The 18753-nt window shown below is 70.2% G+C and carries 18 protein-coding genes; 12 read left to right on the top strand and 6 right to left on the bottom strand.

The genetic code is table 11. The features are described 5' to 3' along the window. The first annotated feature begins 10 nt into the window (after positions 1-10). The 5 genes from ACZ5KV_RS09125 to ACZ5KV_RS09145 are packed head-to-tail and all read left to right on the top strand — an operon-like array spanning position 11 to position 4436. Positions 11-1513 (top strand): MotA/TolQ/ExbB proton channel family protein, encoded by a 1503-nt coding sequence (locus tag ACZ5KV_RS09125; RefSeq protein WP_464238993.1) that lies wholly within the window; start codon positions 11-13, stop codon positions 1511-1513. After that, entirely contained in the window at positions 1494-2063 is a 570-nt protein-coding gene (locus ACZ5KV_RS09130; RefSeq protein ID WP_464238994.1) for a MotA/TolQ/ExbB proton channel family protein, read from the top strand. The genes ACZ5KV_RS09125 and ACZ5KV_RS09130 overlap by 20 nt, the downstream gene beginning before the upstream one ends. Continuing rightward, a complete protein-coding gene (locus ACZ5KV_RS09135; protein ID WP_464238995.1) occupies positions 2060-2473 on the top strand; it encodes an ExbD/TolR family protein in 414 nt (137 codons plus the stop codon). The genes ACZ5KV_RS09130 and ACZ5KV_RS09135 overlap by 4 nt, the downstream gene beginning before the upstream one ends. Beyond that, on the top strand, positions 2470-3222 hold the full coding sequence (locus ACZ5KV_RS09140; protein WP_464238996.1) for an energy transducer TonB: 753 nt from the start codon (positions 2470-2472) through the stop codon (positions 3220-3222). The genes ACZ5KV_RS09135 and ACZ5KV_RS09140 overlap by 4 nt, the downstream gene beginning before the upstream one ends. A gap of 17 nt (positions 3223-3239) precedes the next feature. Beyond that, complete coding sequence (locus tag ACZ5KV_RS09145; RefSeq protein ID WP_464238997.1) at positions 3240-4436, top strand: tetratricopeptide repeat protein; 1197 nt, start codon at positions 3240-3242, stop codon at positions 4434-4436. A 238-nt stretch (positions 4437-4674) separates the two neighbouring features. Here the strand turns inward: ACZ5KV_RS09145 and uvrA are convergent, their stop codons facing one another. Next, complete coding sequence (gene uvrA, locus ACZ5KV_RS09150) at positions 4675-7479, bottom strand: excinuclease ABC subunit UvrA (protein WP_464238998.1); 2805 nt, start codon at positions 7477-7479, stop codon at positions 4675-4677. Between the two features lie 138 nt (positions 7480-7617). Beyond that, complete coding sequence (locus ACZ5KV_RS09155) at positions 7618-8988, bottom strand: MATE family efflux transporter (RefSeq protein WP_464238999.1); 1371 nt, start codon at positions 8986-8988, stop codon at positions 7618-7620. A gap of 236 nt (positions 8989-9224) precedes the next feature. Here ACZ5KV_RS09155 and ACZ5KV_RS09160 point away from each other — a divergent pair, with 236 nt between their 5' ends. The 4 genes from ACZ5KV_RS09160 to ACZ5KV_RS09175 are packed head-to-tail and all read left to right on the top strand — an operon-like array spanning position 9225 to position 11262. Beyond that, positions 9225-9704 (top strand): Lrp/AsnC family transcriptional regulator, encoded by a 480-nt coding sequence (locus tag ACZ5KV_RS09160; protein ID WP_464239000.1) that lies wholly within the window; start codon positions 9225-9227, stop codon positions 9702-9704. Between the two features lie 52 nt (positions 9705-9756). Next, the gene (locus ACZ5KV_RS09165; protein ID WP_464239001.1) at positions 9757-10113 is read left to right on the top strand and encodes a cupin domain-containing protein; all 357 of its coding nucleotides are present in this window, start codon (positions 9757-9759) and stop codon (positions 10111-10113) included. A 10-nt stretch (positions 10114-10123) separates the two neighbouring features. Next, complete coding sequence (locus ACZ5KV_RS09170; protein ID WP_464239002.1) at positions 10124-10603, top strand: hypothetical protein; 480 nt, start codon at positions 10124-10126, stop codon at positions 10601-10603. Further along, entirely contained in the window at positions 10600-11262 is a 663-nt protein-coding gene (locus ACZ5KV_RS09175; RefSeq protein WP_464239003.1) for a cyclase family protein, read from the top strand. The genes ACZ5KV_RS09170 and ACZ5KV_RS09175 overlap by 4 nt, the downstream gene beginning before the upstream one ends. Before the next feature lie 7 nt (positions 11263-11269). Here ACZ5KV_RS09175 and ACZ5KV_RS09180 read toward each other — a convergent pair whose 3' ends face one another. Further along, the gene (locus tag ACZ5KV_RS09180) at positions 11270-12145 is read right to left on the bottom strand and encodes an Abi family protein (protein ID WP_464239004.1); all 876 of its coding nucleotides are present in this window, start codon (positions 12143-12145) and stop codon (positions 11270-11272) included. A gap of 273 nt (positions 12146-12418) precedes the next feature. On the opposite strand from ACZ5KV_RS09180, the gene ACZ5KV_RS09185 reads away from it, so the two are divergent. The 3 genes from ACZ5KV_RS09185 (at position 12419) to ACZ5KV_RS09195 (ending at position 14734) form a co-directional block, all read left to right on the top strand. Next, positions 12419-12778 carry a cupin domain-containing protein gene (locus tag ACZ5KV_RS09185; RefSeq protein WP_464239005.1) on the top strand — a complete coding sequence of 120 codons (360 nt, stop codon included), beginning with the start codon at positions 12419-12421 and terminating at the stop codon, positions 12776-12778. Between the two features lie 23 nt (positions 12779-12801). Then, entirely contained in the window at positions 12802-13470 is a 669-nt protein-coding gene (locus tag ACZ5KV_RS09190) for an NAD(P)/FAD-dependent oxidoreductase (protein ID WP_464239006.1), read from the top strand. 118 nt (positions 13471-13588) lie between these two features. Beyond that, complete coding sequence (locus ACZ5KV_RS09195) at positions 13589-14734, top strand: iron-containing alcohol dehydrogenase (RefSeq protein WP_464239007.1); 1146 nt, start codon at positions 13589-13591, stop codon at positions 14732-14734. Positions 14735-14831: 97 nt separating this feature from the next. Here the strand turns inward: ACZ5KV_RS09195 and ACZ5KV_RS09200 are convergent, their stop codons facing one another. From ACZ5KV_RS09200 to ACZ5KV_RS09210, 3 genes are all read right to left on the bottom strand, one after another. Next, positions 14832-16787, bottom strand: a complete 1956-nt coding sequence (locus ACZ5KV_RS09200) for a GmrSD restriction endonuclease domain-containing protein (RefSeq protein WP_464239008.1) — start codon at positions 16785-16787, stop codon at positions 14832-14834. 99 nt (positions 16788-16886) lie between these two features. After that, entirely contained in the window at positions 16887-17717 is an 831-nt protein-coding gene (gene mazG, locus ACZ5KV_RS09205) for a nucleoside triphosphate pyrophosphohydrolase (protein WP_464239009.1), read from the bottom strand. After that, complete coding sequence (locus tag ACZ5KV_RS09210) at positions 17714-18376, bottom strand: CvpA family protein (RefSeq protein ID WP_464239010.1); 663 nt, start codon at positions 18374-18376, stop codon at positions 17714-17716. Before ACZ5KV_RS09210 ends, mazG begins: the two co-directional genes overlap by 4 nt. Between the last annotated feature and the right edge of the window lie 377 nt (positions 18377-18753).

Consider the following 18753-nt stretch of genomic DNA (forward strand, 5'->3'; position numbering starts at 1 on the left):
CGCCCGGCATATGTTTCCCCTCCGGAGCCCGCGCCTCGCGCTTTCGGCCCCGGGCTTCGCGGGCCTCGGCTCCGTCGTTTTCCTGGTGCCGCTGCTGCTCGCCCTTGTTCTGGCCCCCGGTTTCGCCGGGGCCCAGCAGGCCCCGGGACAGGTGGCCCGCGAGCTTGGCGCCCAGGCCGCCGCGGCCCGGGCCGAGGCCGAGGCCCTGCGCAAGGATGTGGACCAGGAGCGCCGCGAGCTGCGCGCCGAGGCCGCGCGCCTGCGCGCCGCCCGGGCCGCCGCCGAGGAGCGCCTTGCGGCCCTGGACGCCCGGGTCGCCGCCCTGCGCGCCGAGGAGGCCGAAGCCCGCGCGGCCCTGGACGCCTCGCGCGGGCAGGCCGGACTGGTGCGCGCCGTCATGCGCACGGCGGCGGGCGACGCCGACGGCCTGCTGGCGGGCAGCCCCCTGGCGGCGGAAGCCCCTGGGGTCCGCGCGGCCCTGGCCCCGCTGCTGGACGCCGACGCCCCTCTGGGGGCGGATTCCCTCGCGGCCCTGATCGACGCCCTGTGCGCCGAAATCGCCTCGGGCGGCGGGCTGATGGCGTTCGAGGGCGATTTCCTGGGGCCGGACGGCGCCTCGGCCCGGGGGCGCATCACGCGCCTGGGCCGCCTGGGCGCCTGGTATCAGGCCGACGGCCGGGCCGGGTTCCTGCGCCTGGACGCGGACTCGGGCCGTTACGTGGCCCTGGCCGCCGCCCCGCCCTGGGGCCTGTCGGGCACCCTTGAGGACTTCGCCTCGGGTTCCGGCGGCACGGCGGTGCTGGACCTGTCCGGCGGCGCCGTGCTCGACCGCCTGGAGCAGGGCGGCGGGCCGGACTGGCTCGAGGCCGGGGGCTTCCTGGTCTGGCCCATCCTGCTGGTGGCCGTGGTGGCCGTGGCTCTGGTGCTCGAGCGCTGCTGGACCCTGGCCCGGGTGCGCCCCGGCGGGGCCGGGCTGGCGGGCGAACTGGCGGGCCTGCTGGCCCGGGGCCGCCTGGACGAGGGCCGCGCCCTGTGCGCCGCCCATGCGGGCACCCCGGCCGGGCGCGTGCTGGCCGCCGGGCTGGAATACATGGGCTGCACGCGCGACGTGCTGGAAAATGCCTTCCACGAGGCCGTGCTGCGCGAGGTGCCGCGCCTGGAGCGCTTTTTGCCGACCCTGGCCGTGCTGGCGGCGGTGGCCCCGCTGCTGGGCCTGCTGGGCACGGTCACGGGCATGATCGACACCTTCACGGCCCTGACCTTCTCGGGCGGCGGCGACCCCCGGGCCCTGTCCGGCGGCATCAGTCAGGCTTTGGTGACCACCGAGCTGGGGCTCATGGTCGCCATTCCGGTGATGATCGCCCACCACTTCCTGGAGCGCCGGGTGGAGCGCATCGTGGGCGACATGGAGGAGAAGGGCGTGGCCCTGACCGTGGCCATCCTGCACCGGAACGGCAACCGGAACGGCGGCGCCCAAGGCGCCGGGGGCGCAGATGTGGCGGACCGCCCTTGACGCCGGACTGGGCTACCTGCGCACCGGGGGCTGGGTCATGCTGCCCCTGGTGCTGCTCTCCCTGTGGCTGTGGACCCTGGTTTTCCTCAAGGCCCGCGAGCTGTGGCGCCTGCGCCGGGCGGACCGGCACTGGCGCGCGGACCTGGAGGCGGCCTACGCCGCCCGGCGCACCGGCGACCCGGACCTGGACGCCAAGCTCCTGCACGCCTTGTTCCACCGCTGCGAGGCGGCGGTGGACCGCCACCTGGGCACCATCCTGGTCCTGGCCGGGGCCGCGCCCCTGCTCGGGCTGCTGGGCACGGTCACGGGCATGATCCGCACCTTCGGCGACATGGCCGTGCTCGGCGCGGGCAACGTCAAGGCCCTGTCTGCGGGCATTTCCGCCGCCCTGGTCACCACCCAGGCCGGGCTGGCCGTGGCCATTCCCGGGCTTTTCGCGGGCAGCCTGCTGCGGCGGCGCGCCGCGCGGCACAAGGCCCGCGTGCAGCGCCAGTGCCTGCTGCTCGGGCGTCCGGACGCCGCCTGTTCCGGCACGGAGGGCCGCCCATGAGCTGCTACAGGAACACCCGCGCCCGGCGCGGCGGCCCGGCGGAGCTGAACATGGCTCCGCTCATCGACATGGTCTTCCTGCTGCTCATCTTCTTCCTGGTCACGTCCAGCTTCGTGCGCGAGGCCGGGGTGGACGTGCGCCGCCCCGAGGCCGCCACCGCCGTGGACGTGCAGGCCGAAACCCTGGTGGTGGCCATCACCGCCGAAGGTACGCTGCACGTGGACCACACCCGGGCCGACCTGCGCTCCGTCCGTCCTCTGGTGGCGCGCTTCCTGGCCGCGACCCCGGGAGGGGCCGTGGTCGTCGCCGCCGACGAGGCCGCGCCCGCCGGGCAGGTGGTCCGCGTGCTGGACCAGTGCCGTCTGGCCGGGGCCCGCAATCTGGCCGTGGCCGCGCGGAGGCCCGAATGATCCGTTGCCCGGCCCGCTGCGTGGGTGCGGGGGGCGGGGCGCCCCTCGGCGCCGTTTCCGGGCCGGGGTCGGGCCCGGCTTCCGGCGCGCGGCGGCGCCTGGGCGACCGTGCCCTGGCCGTGGCCCTGGCCGTGGCCGTCAATGCCGCAGTGTTCGTGGTCCTGCCGCTGCTGGCCCGCCAGGGCGCCCTGCCCGAGGCCGGGCCCGCCCAGCCGCCGGTGCGGGTTATCGAGGCGCCCCGGCTGCCGCCCCAGGCCCTGGCCCCCGAGCCCCTGCCCGAGGAGCCGCCGCCCCCGGAGCCCGCGCGGCGCCCCGAGCCCCTGCCGCCCCTGCCCCAGCCGCCGCGCCTGCAAGCCAGCGCGCCGCTGCCGGAGTTCGACTTCGCACCGCGTCTGGCCGCGCCCGCGCCCCTGGCCCTGCCCGTGGCCCGGCCCCTGGAGCCCGCCGCGCCGCGCGCCTTCGAGTTGGCCGACGTGGACCAGGGCCCGCAAATCGTGGCTTCGGCGCCGCCGGAATACCCCTACGCCGCGCGCAGCCGCAACCAGAGCGGCACGGTCACCGTGCGCTTCCTGGTTGCCGAGGACGGCAGCGTGACCGAGGCCCGCGTCCTGGCGGCGGACCCGCCCGGGGTGTTCGATGCCAGCGTGCTGCGCGCCGTGCGGAGCTGGCGCTTCACCCCGGGCCGCCTGGGCGGCCGGGCCGTATCCACCTGGGTCGAACTGCCCGTGCGCTTCGACCTGGGCGGTTGAGGAAGCAGGGGGCCGCCGTGCGTCCGACCGCGTTTTTTCTGCTTTTCTGGCTGCTTTTGGGGTTGCCGTTGACCTGCGGCACGGCCCGCGCGCAGGAGCCGGAGGTCTCCGACGCCGCGCGCACGGCCCTGCACGAGGCGGCCCAGGCCCTGGAGCAGGGCCGCCCGGCCCAGGCCGAGGCCACCCTGCGCGCACTCATCGCCGTCGAGGGCGAGGCCGCGCCCGCGCCGGTGTGGCACCTGCTGGGCAACGTCCTGTTCGACCAGGACCGCCCGGCGGACGCCGCCCGGGCCTTTGCCTCGGGCCTGAGCCGCGCCCCCGACGACCCGGCCCTGCACCGCAACCTGGGCATCGCCGCCTACCAGAGCCGGGACTACGCCCTGGCCGCCGAGCACCTGGAGCGCGCCGTCGCCCTGGGGCCGACTCCCGAGCCCGAACTGCTGCTGCAAGCCGCCGCCGCCCGGCATCAGGCCGGGCAGCACCGTCAGGCCGTGCGCCTTCTGGAATCCCTGACGGCCCAGGCCGATCGGGGCGGGATGAGCGGAGACGGGGGCGCCGACGTGACCGCACGGGCCTTGGAACTTCTGGCCGCCGCCGCCCTGGCCGACGGCGACGGGGCCCTGGCGGAGTCCGCCGTGTTGCGCTGCCTGCGGGCCGAGCCCGGGGCCGGGCGCTGGTGGCGCCTTTTGGCGGGTGTTCGCAGTCGGCGCGGCGATTTGGCCGGAGCCGCCGCCGCCCTGGACGCGCTGACCCGCCTGGAGCCGCCCGCCGAAAAGGACCTGCGCGCCCTGGCCGACCTGTATTTCGCCGCCGGGGCCCTGCCCCTGGGCATCCAGGCCCTGGAGCGCGCCGCGGGCCCGCGTCCGGCCCCGCGCGACTGCGACGCCCTGGCCCAGGCCAGCTACCGCGCCGGGCGGCTGGACGCCGCCCTGGGCTGGCTGGACGCCGCCCAGGCCCAGGCGCCCGACGCCGAACGCCTGCTGCGCAAGGCGGCCATGCTCGAAGCCCGGGGCCGCGCGGCCCAGGCCGCCGACGCCTGCGCCCAGGCCCTGGAGCTGGCGCCGGGTAACGCCCGGGCCTGGCTGCGCCTGGGCTGGCTGGCCCGGGAGGCCGGGCGCCCGGAGCAGGCCCGCCGGGCCCTGGAGCGCGCGGCGACCTTCACCCAGACCGCAGGCGCGGCGCGCCGGGCGCTGGAACTGCTGGGCAACGACTAGGCGCCTCGGGCCATCCGCCACAATCCGCCCCGCACACGCCCCGGCATCGTCCCTCCCACACCACTCGCCAAAATCTCTCGCCAACACATCGGCGCGGGCCGGGCGGCTTCCTGCCGCCCGGCCCGCGCCGACGTGTGGGGTCCAGGGGCCGTCGGCCCCTGGTGGGGGTGCAGGGGGCAACGCCCCCTGCCGGGGGCCCGGGGGCGGCGCCCCCGGCGGTGCGCCCTCCGGCGCGTACTCAGCGCTCGTCCACGAGGAAGCGCCCGGTGATGGATTCGGGGTCGGCGATGATCTGCTCGGGGGTGCCCCGGGAGACGATGCGCCCGCCGTGTTCGCCGCCGCCGGGGCCGAGGTCGAGCACCCAGTCCGCCGCGCGGACCACGTCGGTATTGTGCTCGATGACCACCACGGTGGCGCCCTTGTCCACAAGGCGGTGCAGCACGGCGATGAGCTTGCCGACCTCGTGCATGTGCAGGCCGGTGGTGGGCTCGTCGAGGATGTAGAGGGTGCCGGGCAGGCTGCGCTTGCCCAGCTCGCGGCTGATCTTGATGCGCTGGGCCTCGCCGCCGGACAGCGTCGTGGCGGGCTGGCCCAGGCGCAGATATTCCAGGCCCACGTCTTCGAGGATGGCCAGACGGCGGACCAGGGCCGGATAGTTCTCGAAGAATTGCAGGGACTGGCGCACCGTGAGCCCCAGCACCTCGGAGATGTTCAACCCCTTGTAGCGCACTTCCAGGGTTTCGCGGTTGTAGCGCTGGCCCTTGCACACGTCGCAGGTCACGAACACGTCGGGCAGGAAATGCATTTCCACGCGGATGGAGCCGTCGCCCTGGCAGGCTTCGCAGCGGCCGCCGCGCACGTTGAAGCTGAAGCGCCCGAGCTTGTAGCCGCGCTTTTTGGCCTCTTTGGTGCCCGCGAAGATGGCGCGGATCTCGTCGAAGATTTTGGTGTAGGTCGCGGGGTTGGAGCGCGGGGTGCGGCCGATGGGCGTCTGGTCGATGGAGACGATGCGCTCGATGGCCTCGCCGCCGGTGATGCCCGCGAGCTGGCCGGGGGATTCGACCTTGATGCCGCGTTCCAGGGCCAGGTGTTTGTAGAGGGAGTCCATGACCAGGGAGGACTTGCCGGAGCCGGACACGCCGGTGACGCAGGTCAGGCAGCCCAGGGGGAAGTCCACGTCCAGCCCGCGCAGGTTGTTGGTGGTCACGCCCTTGAGGGAAACCACGCCCCGGGCCGGGCGCCGGGCCTCGGGCTGCTCGATGCGCATGTCGCCGCGCAGGTAGCGCGCGGTGAGGCTGCCCGCGTCGGCCAGCAGGCCGGGCACGTCGCCCTGGTAGACGATTTCGCCGCCCAGCCAGCCCGAGCCGGGGCCCAGCTCCAGCACGTGGTCGGCGCTCTTGATGGTCGCCTCGTCGTGCTCGACCACGAGCACGGTGTTGCCCCGGCCCTGCAACTCGCGCAGGGTCGCCAGCAGACGGTCGTTGTCGCGCGGGTGCAGGCCGATGGAGGGCTCGTCGAGGACGTAGGTCACGCCCACGAGGCCCGAGCCGAGCTGCCCGGCCAGGCGGATGCGCTGGGCCTCGCCGCCGGACAGGGTGGACATGTTGCGGCCCAGGGACAGGTAGTCCAGCCCGACGTTGACCAGGAAGCCCAGGCGGTGGGTCAGCTCCTTCATCAGCGGCTCGGCGATCATGGCCTTGTGGCCGGGGAATTCGCAGCCGCGCAGCCAGTCCAGCGCGCGGCGGATGGATAGGCTGGTGAACTCGAAGAGGTTCAGGTCGCCCACGCGGGCGGCCAGGGCCTCGGGCCGCAGGCGGGCCCCGGCGCAGGCCGGGCAGGGGCGGCTCTGGCGGTAGCGCGAGAGCTCGTCGCGCCAGATGGAGCCGAAGCTCATGCCGCTGTCGAGCAGGGCGACCACGCCGGGCCAGTCGCCGCCCTCGCCCTCGCCGTGGAAGAGTGCATGGTGCGCGGCGGGGGTGAATCCGGCCAGGGGCGTGTCCATGCCGAAGCCGTGGCGGCGGCCCAGGGCCTTCAGGCGGTCGGCGAAGCGCGCGAGCACGCGGGGGTTCTTCCAGGGGATGACCGCGCCGCGCTCCAGGGACAGGCCCCGGTTGGGCGCCAGCAGGGCGGGCTCGAAGTAGTCCACGCTGCCCAGGCCCGAGCAGGTCGGGCAGGCGCCCTGGGGGCTGTTGAAGGAAAAAAGCTGCGGGGTCAGGGCCGGGAGGCTGACGTGGCAGGTGGGGCAGGCCGAATCGGTGCTGAAGAATATCTGCTCGCCGTCGCGCGGGCCGCCCGCCAGGGCCACGGCCAGCCGCCCCCCGCCGTGGGCCAGGGCCAGTTCCACCGAGTCCGCCAGCCGCCCGCGCATGCCTTCGCGGACCACGAGCCGGTCCACCACCAGTTCGATGGTGTGCTTGCGGTTCTTCTCCAGGGTCGGCAGGGGCTCCAGGTCCAGGACCTCGCCGTTCACGCGCACGCGGGCGAAGCCTTCGGCGCGCAGGCGCTTCAGGCGCTCGGCGTGGGTGCCCTTCTGGTGCTCGGCCAGGGGGGCCAGCAGCAGGAAGCGCGTGCCCTCGCCCAGGGCCAGGATTTCGTCCACGATTTCATCGGCGGTCTGCGAGCGGATGGGCTTGCCGCATTGCGGGCAGTACATGGTGCCCAGGCGGGCGTAGAACACGCGCAGAAAGTCGTAGATTTCCGTCACTGTGCCCACGGTGGAGCGCGGGTTGCGCGAGGCGGCCTGCTGTTCCAGGGAAATGGCCGGGGACAGGCCCTCGATCTTGTCCACCTTGGGCTTGTCCATCTGGGGCAGGAACTGGCGGGCGTAGGCGGAAAGAGACTCCACGTAGCGCCGCTGGCCCTCGGCGTAGACGATGTCGAAGGCCAGGGTGGACTTGCCCGAGCCGCTGGGCCCGCAGACGACCACGAGCTTGCCGCGCGGGATGTCCAGGTCCAGGTCCTTGAGGTTGTGCTGGCGGGCGCCTTCGATGTGGATGCAGTCGGAGCCGTGGGCGGCGGGCCGGGGGGTGGACGGTTTGGTCATGACGTTCTGCGTGGCGCGCCGGGCGGCGCGGGCGTTGAGGGTGCGGGTTGCGGGCGGCGCTGCGCCCGAAGGGGAAACAATAAGTACCATCCGGCGCGAGGCAAGGGCGCGGGGCCGGGGCGGGCCGCCCCGGCGGCGCTAATGCGCGATGACGCTCATGGTCTTCCAGCGGCCTCCGGCGTAGCGCAGGCGCGCGGTCAGGGCCAGCACGGCCAGGGCTACGGCCAGGGTGCCCCAGCACCAGTAGATTCCCCAGCCCAGGACCTCCACCAGCAGCCACACCGGCAGCACCTGGAGCAGCAGGGAGCACACGAATTGGCAGGCCATGACGAAGCGCGTGTCGCCCGCGCCCTTGAGGGCCCCGAAGTGGACCAGGGCCATGCCGTCGAACAGGGTGTAGAAGGCCACGACGACCAGCAGCAGACGGCCCATTTCCATCACCGGGGCGTACTGCCCGGGGGTCATGTCCGCCGGGCGGAAGGCCGCCACCAGCGGCCCCGGCGCCAGCAGGAAGATCGCCGCCAGCATCGAGGCCCAGGCCAGGCACAGGTGCATGGCGCTACGCGTGGCTTCCTCGGCCCGGCGGATGTCGCCCGCGCCCAGGCCCTGGCCGACCAGCGTTTCGATGGCGATATGCAGCCCGACCATGGGCATGAAGGCGAAATGATCCAGGGAGAACACGAGGTTGGATGCGGCAAGTTCCGTGGTGCCCAGTCGGCCCATGAGCAGGATGAACACCGTGAAGCCGAACACGTCCAGGAAAAGCTGGGCCCCGCCGGGCATGCCGAAGCGCATGAGCCGGGCGAACAGCGCGCGGTCGGGCCGCCACCGCGAGCGCACGCCGAAGCGCTCCTCGTTGCCCCGGGTGAAGACCAGGACGACGAAGAGCAGGGCCGTCACGCCCCAGGCCGTTACCGTGGCGATGCCCGCGCCGACGATGCCCAGGGCCGGAAAGCCCCAGACGCCGTTGATGAGCGCGTAGTCCAGGGGGATGTTCAGGGCCGCGCCGGTCATGTTGACCACGGCCACGGTGCGCGTCAGGCCGCGACCGGAGTAGAACGTGGACAGGCACATGCCCAGCACGGCCAGGCCCGACCCCCAGCACAGGATGCGGTAGTAGGCCGTTTCCATGGCCTGGACTTCGGGCGCGTGCCCGGCCAGGGCGAAGATCGCCTCGCCGGGCAGGGCCAGGAGCGCCAGCGCCACCCCGGCCAGCAGCGAGAACCACAGCCCCTGCCACAGGGCCGCGCCCACGCGCCCGGGCTGCCCGGCGCCCGTATACTGCGCCACGAAGACGTTGACGTAGCTGGCCACGCCCACGAAGAAGGCCATGAACACGAAGTTGGTGATGCTGGCCGAGAGGGAGGCCGCCAGGGCGTCCAGGCTGTGGTGGGCCAGGAACATGCGGTCGGTGAACTGCATCACCGTGCCCGAGATCATGCTCGCCACCAGGGGCATCCCCACCACGAGAACCTCGTGGTAGCCGCCCTGCATATGCCATCTGCCCATGAAAAACACCCTGTGCCTTGTTCGGAAAAAACGGGAGCGGACACGCCCCCAGCGCACCCCTTAATCGCGCGGCCCGGTCTTGGCAAGGGCGCTGTACAACTCCGCCGCCGGGCGCCGTCCTTTCGGCCCCCGTCCGCCTCCGGCCAGGGCCGCCCCGCCCGAAGGGCTCCGGGCCGTTTCGTGCTTTACTCGCGGGGAGTGATTATGTATCGACTTTTTAGTGAGGATTAAAAGTTATGTTTGACGAAATAGATGCCACTATTCTTACGATTCTTCAGGGGAACGCGCGCACGCCCAATGCGGAGATCGCCCGCCGCGTGGGTATGACGGCCTCGGCGGTTTTCGGGCGCATCAGGCGCCTGGAACAGGCCGGGGTCATCCGGGGCTATGCCGCCCGGGTGGACCCCGTGGCCGTGGGCCTGCCCGTGCTGGCCTATGTGTTCGTGCGCCTGTCGGCCCACCGCCGGGCCCACGAGGTGGGCCGCGCCCTGTGCGCCGTGCCCGCCGTGCAGGAGGTCGCCCACCTCACGGGCGAGGACTGCTTTCTGGCCAAGGTTCGCTGCCGCGACACGGCCCAGCTCGAAGAGGTGGTCATGGGCATCAACGACATCGAGGCCGTTTGCGGCACGCGCACGGTCATCGCCTTCCGCGCCCTGCATGAGGGCGGGGGCGTGCCCGTGGCGCCCGCCACGCCAACAAAAACCGGCAAGAACTGACGAGAGCCGGGCCACCCGGAGCATCCCAACCCGCCCCCACAGGAGCACGACGATGGACAAGATCAACATCCAGGAGAAGTTCGCGCTGTTCACGGAGCAATGGTCGCCCAGAATCATCGCCCGCGTGGGCGACATGCACGTCAAGCTCGCGCGCATCCAGGGGCCCTTCGAGTGGCACAGCCACGAAAACGAGGACGAGATGTTCTTCGTCGTCGAGGGCCGCATGACCCTGAAATTCCGCGACGGCGACGTGGAACTGGGCCCCGGGGAGTGCATCAGCGTGCCGCGCGGGGTGGAGCACATGCCCGTGGCCGGGCAGGAGACGAAGATCATGATGATCGAGCCTGTGGGCACGGTGAACACCGGCGGCAACGTTTCGGAGCGCACCGTGGAGGCGCGCTGGATTTAAGGAGGCGCGCATGAAGACCTTCCCCCTGCCCGAGCCCTGCGGCCTGCGGCCCATCCGGCCCCTGGGCCTGCTGGAAACCGGCGGCTGGCGCATCAAAACCTACGGCATCGCCCATGGCCGGGCCCTGCCGCGCCCGGAGCTGACGACCGCCGCGCATGCCCTGGCGTCCGAGGCCTTTCCCGCTCCGGCCCTGGCGCCGGGGTGCTACGGCGTGGGCTATCTGGGCATCCACGACGGGCGCGGCGCGGCCTGGGTCTTCGCCGATTGGTGGGAGAACGAGAACGAACTGCGCCACCGTGTGTTCATTGCCCCGGCCGGGCGGCCCACGGCCCTGGAGGAGCAGACCCACACCAGCCTGACGGCCTGCGTGTGGGATCTGCGGGTGATGTGCTTCGAGCGCGGGGTCTGGCTGGCCCATTGCCTGCGCAACCCTTCGGGCCGTCCGGACCTGGACGCCTATCTGGCCGACACCCTGAGCGAGGACGCATGAGATTTTTTGATCTGGCCCATCCCGTGGTCCACGGCATGACCACCTGCCCGGGGCTGCCCGGCCCGGTGGTGGACGCGCACCTTTCGCGCGAGGCTTCGCGGGCGCACTACGGCCCGGGCACGGAGTTCCATATCGGGCGCATCGCCATGATCGGCAACACCGGCACGTACATCGACGCGCCCTTCCACCGTCACGCGGATGGCGCGGATCTGGCGGCCCTGCCCCTGGAGCGCACGGCGAACCTGCCAGTGGCCCTGGTGCGCCGGGCGCCCGGCGCTCCCCGGGCCATCGGCCCCGAGGCCTTCGCGGGCCTGCCCCTGGCCGGGCGGGCCGTGCTGGTGCAGACCGGCCACGCCCGCCACTGGGGCGGCGAGGCCTACTTTCACGATCTGCCCTACCTGACCCGCGAGGCCGCCGAACTGCTGTGCGCCGCCGGGGCGGCCCTGGCGGGCATCGACGCCATGAACATCGACTCCACCGCCGACCCCGCGCGCCCGGTGCATACGCTGCTGCTCGGCGCCGGGGTGCCCATCGTGGAAAACCTGACCGGCCTGGACGCCTTGCCCGGGGAGTGCCCGGAGCTGCGCTTCTTCGCCGTGCCCGCCCCGGTTCGCGCCCTGGGCTCCCTGCCCGTGCGCGCCTTCGCCCTGGCGCCCTGAGGAGGGGTTACCAGTGCGCAGGGAAGCCCATTTCGGCAATCCCCCGGGGGCACTGCTCCAAAAGTTCCCGCAGGCGCCGCTCCCAGCTTGAATCCCGCGTAATGGTCTTCAGGAAATGGCGCACGACCAGTGTCTGACCGTATAGCCTGGAGTCGTCCTCTCCGGGATAGAAGCGCTGCAATGCGGGCTTGATGGTGAAGACGGTGTTCCAGAGCAGGGCATGGTGGGCGCAGATGTTGCGGACATGGGAAAGCGCGTGCAGCCAACTGCCCAAGGTTTCCCAAGGCAGATTGAAATGTTGTGCCACGGCTGCCTTGTCTGCCCTTTCTCGCAGGTTTTGGAACGTCCTGGACCAGGAGCCGAAGGACAGCACCTCCGCCACCATCCAGGACGGAGGGACGGCTTCCGGCCCGTAACGTTTATAGAAAGCGTTACAGAAACGATGGTTTGATCCATTTCTGGCGACATCCGGGTGCCCTGTATCGCGGCGTATGGATTCGAGAAGGTTCTTGTGGTGGATTTCTTTTTGGAACAATTCAGGGTTGCAAAACCATGTCGCACCATGACGTAACGCCATGTGGTTGCTGATTGTCGTGCGTACCGCCACTTCGACGCGTTCAATGGCATCCATGTAGTGGAGTCGAAGCTTGCGGTCGAAGATGTACAGATCAAGCATGTTGTCGAACGTGGCGCCGGGGGCGTAGTTGTCGCCAACGGTCTTGTAGGGGACGCCGTAGACGGCAAGGCGATAGTAGCCGATGAACCGCAGATAGCGTGCCGCGCGCTCCTTGTCCGGGATGCGCATGCCCCGCGTCTGGAGCAAGGCGATTTGTTCCTCAATGGTCAGGGGACGCTTGGCGAATATCTCCCGGTCTGGTCCCATCGCGTTCTCCAAAAAAATAACCCGCCCTGGTTCGCATCGCTCCCTTGCGGGCGCGCTAGGCGTGGCGGGTATTGTTCATCGTTGTGGAAGTGACATAGCGATTTGGTATGGACCTGTCAATGCCATTCGGCATCTGTACGCGCGTTTCGATTTTTTTACCCATGCGCGCTAAAATTTGATATGCCTCAAAGGGCTTTCGCCCCGCAGTGCCTATGGTCCGGGTGACGCAACACATTGTCCGCCGCCCGGGAGCGGCGCGCCAAGGAGACCATCATGACCCTGAACATGCGCACCGAACTGTTCAAGAACATTCCCTTCGCCCAGGCTCTGGACCTGGCCGGGCTGGTGGATTACGAAGCGGGCCGCGTCGTCAGCCGGACTCTGGCCCAGCAGCCCACGGCCAACGTGACCCTGTTCAGCCTCGCCGCCGGGGAGGGCATCAGCGCACACACCTCGCCGGGCGACGCGCTGGTCCTGGTGCTCGACGGCCGGGCCCGGGTGACCATCGGCGAGGCCGTGCACGACGTGGCCGCCGGGCAGGCCATCGCCATGCCCGCGGGCGTGCCTCATGCCCTGGACGCCGACGAACCCTTCAAGATGCTGCTGGTCGTGGTCAAGCCCGCCGCGGCCTGACGGCCCGACCCCAGGAGGTCACCATGAGCGACACCGCGCCCGAAGGCGCCATCCTGCAACGCGACAAGGAAACCTGGGCCATCGTGCCCCGCACGCCCATGGGCATGCTCACTCCGGAGATAATGGAGCGCATCGCCGCCGTGGCGCGCAAGTGGAACATCCCGGTGGTCAAGATCACCTCCGGCCAGCGCATCGCCCTGGTCGGCCTGCGCGAAGAGGACGTGGACGCCGTGTGGGACGACCTGGGCCGCGACATCGGCCGGGCCACGGAGCTGTGCGTGCATTACGTGCAGGCCTGCCCGGGCACGGCGGTCTGTCGCCTGGGCGTGCAGGATTCCCTGGCCCTGGGCGCGGAGCTGGAGGCCAAGTACGTGGGCGTGGATTTCCCGGCCAAGGTCAAGATGGGCGTGTCGGGCTGCCCGCTGTCCTGCGGCGAGTCCAAGCTGCGCGACGTGGGCGTTACGGGCACGAAATCGGGCTTCAACGTGCATTTCGGCGGCAATGCGGGCAGCCGCCCGCGCGTGGGCGATCAGGTCGGCGAAGGCCTTTCGCGCGAAGACGCCCTGGCCCTGGTGGACCGCCTGCTGGAGCACTACCGGACGGGCGCGCGCAAGCGCGAGCGCACGGCGCGTTTCGTGGAGCGCGTGGGCATCGGGTCCATTCTGGAAGCCGTGGGCGGCGCTGCGAGCTAGCGGGAGCCCGGATCGCCGGGGTTTACATCGCCGCGTGGCGATTTATTCTGAGGGCCATGCTCCCGGCTCGAGCCGGGAGCATGGCCCTTGTCGCGTACCAACCCCGGAGGTCTCCCCCATGCTGTTTTCCTATCACAATCCCACGCGCATCCTTTTCGGGCGGGGCCAGATCGCGGCCCTGGCCGAATGCCTCGACCCGCAGGCCCGCGTGCTGCTCATCTACGGCGGCGGCTCCATCAGGAAAAACGGCGTCTACGATCAGGTGGCGCGCGCTTTGGCGGGCCATTCGTGGTGGGAGTTCTCCGGCGTGGAGCCCAATCCGCACATGGAGACCCTGGACAAGGCCGTGGCCCTGGTCCGCGAGCACGGGGTGGACTTCATCCTGGCCGTGGGCGGCGGCTCGGTCATCGACGGCAGCAAATACGTCGCCGCCGCCGCGCTCTACGACGGCGACGGCTGGGACATCCCCTCCCGCAGGCACACGGTGCGCAGCGCCGTGCCCCTGGGCGCGGTGCTGACCCTGCCGGCCACGGGCTCGGAATCCAACGCGGGCGCGGTCATCACCCGTGCGGCCACGGGCGAGAAGCTGCCTTTCGGCGCCCCCGCTGTGCAGCCGCGCTTTGCCGTGCTCGACCCCGACACCATGAAATCCCTGCCCGAGCGCCAGCTCGTCAACGGCATCATCGATTCCTTCGTCCACGTCTGCGAGCAGTACCTGACCCGGCCCACGGGGGCCATGGTCCAGGACGGCTACAGCGAGGCCCTGTTGCGCACCCTGGCCGCGCTGGCCGGGGATTTCGCGGGCCGCGACGACGACCTGTGGCGGGCGAACCTGATGTGGGCGGCCAACCAGGGCCTGAACGGACTCGTCGGCGTCGGCGTGCCGCAGGACTGGGCCACGCACATGATCGGCCACGAGATCACCGCGCGCTACGGGCTGGACCACGCCGTGACCCTGGCCCTGGTGCAGCCCGCGCTGCTGCGCGTGCGCCTGGAGGCCAAGCGGGCCAAGCTCGCGCAGATGGGCCGCGCGGTGTTCGGCCTGGCCCCGGGGGCGGACCTGGCCGAACGCACGGTGGACGCCATCGAGGCGCTGTACCGCTCTTTGGGCATCCCCGCCGGGCTGCGCGCGGCGGGCGTGGCCGAGCCCGACGCCCCCGAGCGGCTGACGGACGCCCTGACGCGCCACGGCATGACCGCCCTGGGCGAGGACGGAGCCGTCACCCCCGAAGTGGCCCGCGCCATCCTGACCCGGGCCCTGTAGCCCCGCCCCGACAATGCGAACGGGCGCCGGTTGGAAAAACCGGCGCCCGTTCGCGTTTTCTGTCCGCGCCCGCGTCCGTATCCGGGGCGGGGAGGACTCACAGATTCGTTTCAGCGGACGAGAGAATGTCTTTCAAGACGTAATCCTTGAAGGAGTCGATGGAGGTGAAGCACTTGTAGCCTGCACGGCTGGCGAGAGCGATAATCTCGGCCTCCTCATTAAGGAGGACGGCTACCGGGGCGCTGAGTTCCGCTTGGAGCCCGAGGGGCCAGGCAAGGTCGAACACGGCCTGTTGCGCGCCGGTTTGCGGGTCGGCGAAATCGTAGGAAAGAAGGCCGGTCGGCAGCCCTTGCGTTGTGACCCACTCGTTCAGGGCCGCGAGGGCCTGTTCCTCGGCGTTGGCGTCAAAGTCTTCCGGTTCAGCGGTCGGGGTGGACATGATCGAAGATGCGCCTTCGAGCCATTTTCCCTCGCCATGCAGCAGGCCGAGCATGCACCGGTTGGCTTCGTCGGCCAGGAGTTGCTTGCGCGCTTCCAGGAAACTCCGGTAGTTTTTTATTTTCCAAAGCGCATCGTCCATGGGAATCCATTGCGATGCCAGTGCTCCAGGATGAAGCGCCTCTATTTTCGGAAAATAGTCTTCGGGGCGCCTGTCGCTGATCTGGAGGTTCGTTTCCTTGGTCAGAAAGCAGAAGTTGGCCAGGGCGTTCACCTCGGAGCGGGAATGCCCGTGTTTGTAGAGTTGCGCTTTGGGGAAAATATGATGGACTTCCAGGCGGTTGAGTTTGCCGAGCATCTCAGCCTTGAGGGCGATGCCAGTACCCCAGTCGCAGGCCGTACCCATGCGGGTCAACATATAAAGAGCGGGGTAAAATCGTGCGCCGAGGCTCCAGCCGGAGAAATGGCCCGGCTCCACCCGCAGGCCGCCATGCCATAAGCGCAGTTGCTCCAAGAGGGCGTCCAGGGGGGCGTCCGCTGTTTCAATGGCGGCGAGGTCTTGGTCGATGAAGGACTCCGTGGAGCCGGAGAAGCGGCCCCACATGCCCGACTGGGCGAACCAGAACAGGAGCTTGTCGCGCTCGGCGGCATCAAGCATGCCCCGGCGCAGAGCCAGATAGCGGACCATGACCGGAATGGCGTAACGGCCGAAAAGCACTTGATCGTGGTCCAGCCCCAGCCGACCGGCAATAATGTTGAGGCAGGAGTCGATGGCCTTGGTAGCGTCGGTCAAGGCACCCCGGACTTCCTGTGCGCTTTTTTCGTGCAGGAAATTGAACTTGGCTTCACCCGTAAGCACGGTGTTTACGGAGCGCAGCAACCAATCAAGGCTGAAATTGTAGCCTGCATCCGACCAGCTTTTGAGCTTGATTTTCATCTCCTCCCGGGCCTCGGGCCAATCGGCGCAGATTTTGGCCAGAGCCAGATCGCCTTTCGACAGTTTCGTCCCGCCGCTATTCACGCGGTTGAAGATGTCTACCACCACATCCAGGCTTTTATCCGCCCCGGTGACTTCTTCAATATGCAGGTCTATGGCAAGTATCCCCAGAATCTGGCTTAGTTTGCCGATGTAGTCCCCGATCCTGGGCAACATTTCCGGCTGGGCGGACAATTCGGTTATGAATGTTCCCAGACCGGCTGTGCCCTTTTTGAAAAGTTCAGTCACGTCGATCCACAATGGGTCGTCGCGCATTTTGACCGGCTGGTAGAAGGAGAATGTGGCGTGCTCAAGATGGAAGTGGAGCCCGGTAAAGGTTTGTTCGTTGCCCTCGAAAAATTTCGGGGGGCGGCCCCGCACGACGCCGTAGAGCGTTGTTATGCGTTGCTGCCCGTCGAGGAGGAGCTTGACCACGCCCGTGGCAAGTTGGCCGTCGCCACGATAAGCGGCCGTGCCGGAATCCGTCGCCCAGGCGAGCAGGCCGCCGACGGGGTGACGCCGGTAAAGGCTGTCAAACAGCCCACGCACCTGGTCGCGGTTCCATACATAACCGCGCTGGAATTCCGGCAGGGCCATGTGTCCGCTGTCAACATGGTCGAGGATGGTGGAGATTTTCACGGCGGCATACCTTCCGTCGGGGGTGTTGGCCACTGTTCGTCAAGAGAACCGGGTGGCATGTCCTGCCGCGCCCGGTTCCCCTTTCGTGCTTCCTTTCCCCTACTTCTTCGCCTGCTCCCACAGGGCGTTCATTTCGTCCAGGGTCAGTTCGGCGATGTCGCGGCCCTGGGCGCGGGCGGCTGCTTCCATGGCGTCGAAGCGGGTCAGGAACTTGGCGTTGGCGTCCTCCAGGGCGGCGTTGGCCTTGATGCCGTGGCGGCGGCCGTATTCCACGAGGCTGAAGAGGTAGTCGCCGAATTCCTCCTGCATGCGCGCGGGGTCGCCGTCGGCCTTGGCCTGCTCCCATTCGCGCCATTCGTCGGCCATGTGTGCGGCCTGACCGGCGTCGTCGGCCCAGGTGAACCCGGCGCGCGCGGCCTTGGAGTTGATGCGGTAGGCCTTGAGCAGCGGCGGCAGGCCCTTGGGCAGGCTGGCGTAGACGCGCTTGGGCTGCTCGTCGCCCTCGGCCTTTTCGGCGCGCTTGATGCGCTCCCAGTTGCGCAGCAGTTCTTCCTGGTTCTCCAGCTTCAGGTCGCCGAACACGTGGGGGTGGCGGCGGATCATCTTGGCGGCGGAGTAGCGCAGGGAGTCGGAGAAATCGAAATGCCCGGCGCGGTGGTAGAGGGTGGCCACGAACAGCAGCAGGAAGGCCACGTCGCCCAGTTCCTCCATGACCTCGGCGCGGGTGTCGGGGCTGGAGCGTTCGGGAGTGTCGGCGCGGATGGCCTCGGCCAGCTCGAAGCTTTCCTCCACCACGTAGTCGGTCATGGTCTGGGGGGTTTGCTTGCGGTCCCAGGGGCAGCCGTTTTCGGCCAGCAGGGCGTCGATGACGGCGAAGAGTTCGCGCAGGGCCGGGCCGTGGTCCGGGGCGAGGGCGGTGTCGGGGGTCATTGCTTGGGTTCTTCCTCTTGCTTGGTGATGACCTTGCCGATGGTTTCCAGCAGGTCGCGGGCTTTGTCGGTCATGCCGGAGCCCTGGGCCCCGGCGTCGTCGTCCGGCTTGCCGGAGGGCTCCTGGGGGGCGGGCCCGGCGGGCAGGGCGGGCAGGGCGTCGGGCAGCATGCGCAGCGGGTCGAACCCGGCCATGCCGGTGTGCATCTTTTCGCGCAGGTACTGGGCGCCGGGCATGAGGTAGGGTACGGCGCGCGAGTTGCGCACGAACTCGGCGTCGGGCAAAAAGGCCAGCAGCCCGGCCAGGATGACGCAGCACAGCAGCCAGGCCTTGCCCAGGCCCACGGCCAGCCCGCCGGGCATGTCGATCCAGCCCACGGGCGAGGCCTTGAGGATCCTGGCGATGACCCAGGTCAGGGCCTTGACCCCGAGCATCACGGCGAAAAACACCAGAACGTAGGCCGCGAATTCGGCCACGCCCCGGCTCTCCACCCAGCGCTCCAGGTACGGGGCCACGGCGGGGCCGTGCTCGGCGGCCAGCCACCAGGCGCCGATCACCCCCAGGGTGGACAGCACCTCCTTGAGCAGGCCGCGAAAGAGCCCCCGCACGCCCAGAAGCAGGGCGAGGGAACCGAAAACCACGTCGAGCAGGCTTATCATCGGCAGATCCTCTTGCCCCGGCGGGCGGGGCGTGTGGGCGTTGGTCGATGCTCCCCGCAGTCTGTACCAGAATCGGGCCCGAAGGTGAACAGTCGTCCGGAGGCGGTGAACGGCGGGCGGCAAACGGGGCCCCGGTCGCGCAGTTGCCCCGGGCGGCCGGGGCGGACCGCCCAGCGGCGCCCTGGCCCTGTGGACGGCGGTCCGGGGGCGTCGAGCGGCGCGGCCCCGGGGCGCTGCGCGTTCGTCCGCCGCCTGCCCGGGCTTTTGCGCGCTCACCGAAAAGCGCGTGCACCGCCGCTTGCGCGCCCTGTAGACCGGAACCAGGACACCCGGGGCCCCGCCCCGGGCGCGCCGGGCCCGGGCCCGGCGCACGGGCA

This window comes from Desulfocurvus thunnarius (assembly GCF_055390965.1).

Coding starts and splice junctions, on each gene's coding strand:
- ACZ5KV_RS09125 (WP_464238993.1), top strand. CDS start 11: ATGTTTCCCCTCCGGAGCCCGCGCCTCGCGCTTTCGGCCCCGGGCTTC.
- ACZ5KV_RS09180 (WP_464239004.1), bottom strand. CDS start 12,145: ATGGGACCAGACCGGGAGATATTCGCCAAGCGTCCCCTGACCATTGAG.
- ACZ5KV_RS09160 (WP_464239000.1), top strand. CDS start 9,225: ATGTTTGACGAAATAGATGCCACTATTCTTACGATTCTTCAGGGGAAC.
- ACZ5KV_RS09135 (WP_464238995.1), top strand. CDS start 2,060: ATGAGCTGCTACAGGAACACCCGCGCCCGGCGCGGCGGCCCGGCGGAG.
- ACZ5KV_RS09175 (WP_464239003.1), top strand. CDS start 10,600: ATGAGATTTTTTGATCTGGCCCATCCCGTGGTCCACGGCATGACCACC.
- ACZ5KV_RS09185 (WP_464239005.1), top strand. CDS start 12,419: ATGACCCTGAACATGCGCACCGAACTGTTCAAGAACATTCCCTTCGCC.
- ACZ5KV_RS09130 (WP_464238994.1), top strand. CDS start 1,494: ATGTGGCGGACCGCCCTTGACGCCGGACTGGGCTACCTGCGCACCGGG.
- ACZ5KV_RS09165 (WP_464239001.1), top strand. CDS start 9,757: ATGGACAAGATCAACATCCAGGAGAAGTTCGCGCTGTTCACGGAGCAA.
- ACZ5KV_RS09210 (WP_464239010.1), bottom strand. CDS start 18,376: ATGATAAGCCTGCTCGACGTGGTTTTCGGTTCCCTCGCCCTGCTTCTG.
- ACZ5KV_RS09190 (WP_464239006.1), top strand. CDS start 12,802: ATGAGCGACACCGCGCCCGAAGGCGCCATCCTGCAACGCGACAAGGAA.
- ACZ5KV_RS09140 (WP_464238996.1), top strand. CDS start 2,470: ATGATCCGTTGCCCGGCCCGCTGCGTGGGTGCGGGGGGCGGGGCGCCC.
- ACZ5KV_RS09155 (WP_464238999.1), bottom strand. CDS start 8,988: ATGGGCAGATGGCATATGCAGGGCGGCTACCACGAGGTTCTCGTGGTG.
- ACZ5KV_RS09170 (WP_464239002.1), top strand. CDS start 10,124: ATGAAGACCTTCCCCCTGCCCGAGCCCTGCGGCCTGCGGCCCATCCGG.
- ACZ5KV_RS09195 (WP_464239007.1), top strand. CDS start 13,589: ATGCTGTTTTCCTATCACAATCCCACGCGCATCCTTTTCGGGCGGGGC.
- mazG (WP_464239009.1), bottom strand. CDS start 17,717: ATGACCCCCGACACCGCCCTCGCCCCGGACCACGGCCCGGCCCTGCGC.
- uvrA (WP_464238998.1), bottom strand. CDS start 7,479: ATGACCAAACCGTCCACCCCCCGGCCCGCCGCCCACGGCTCCGACTGC.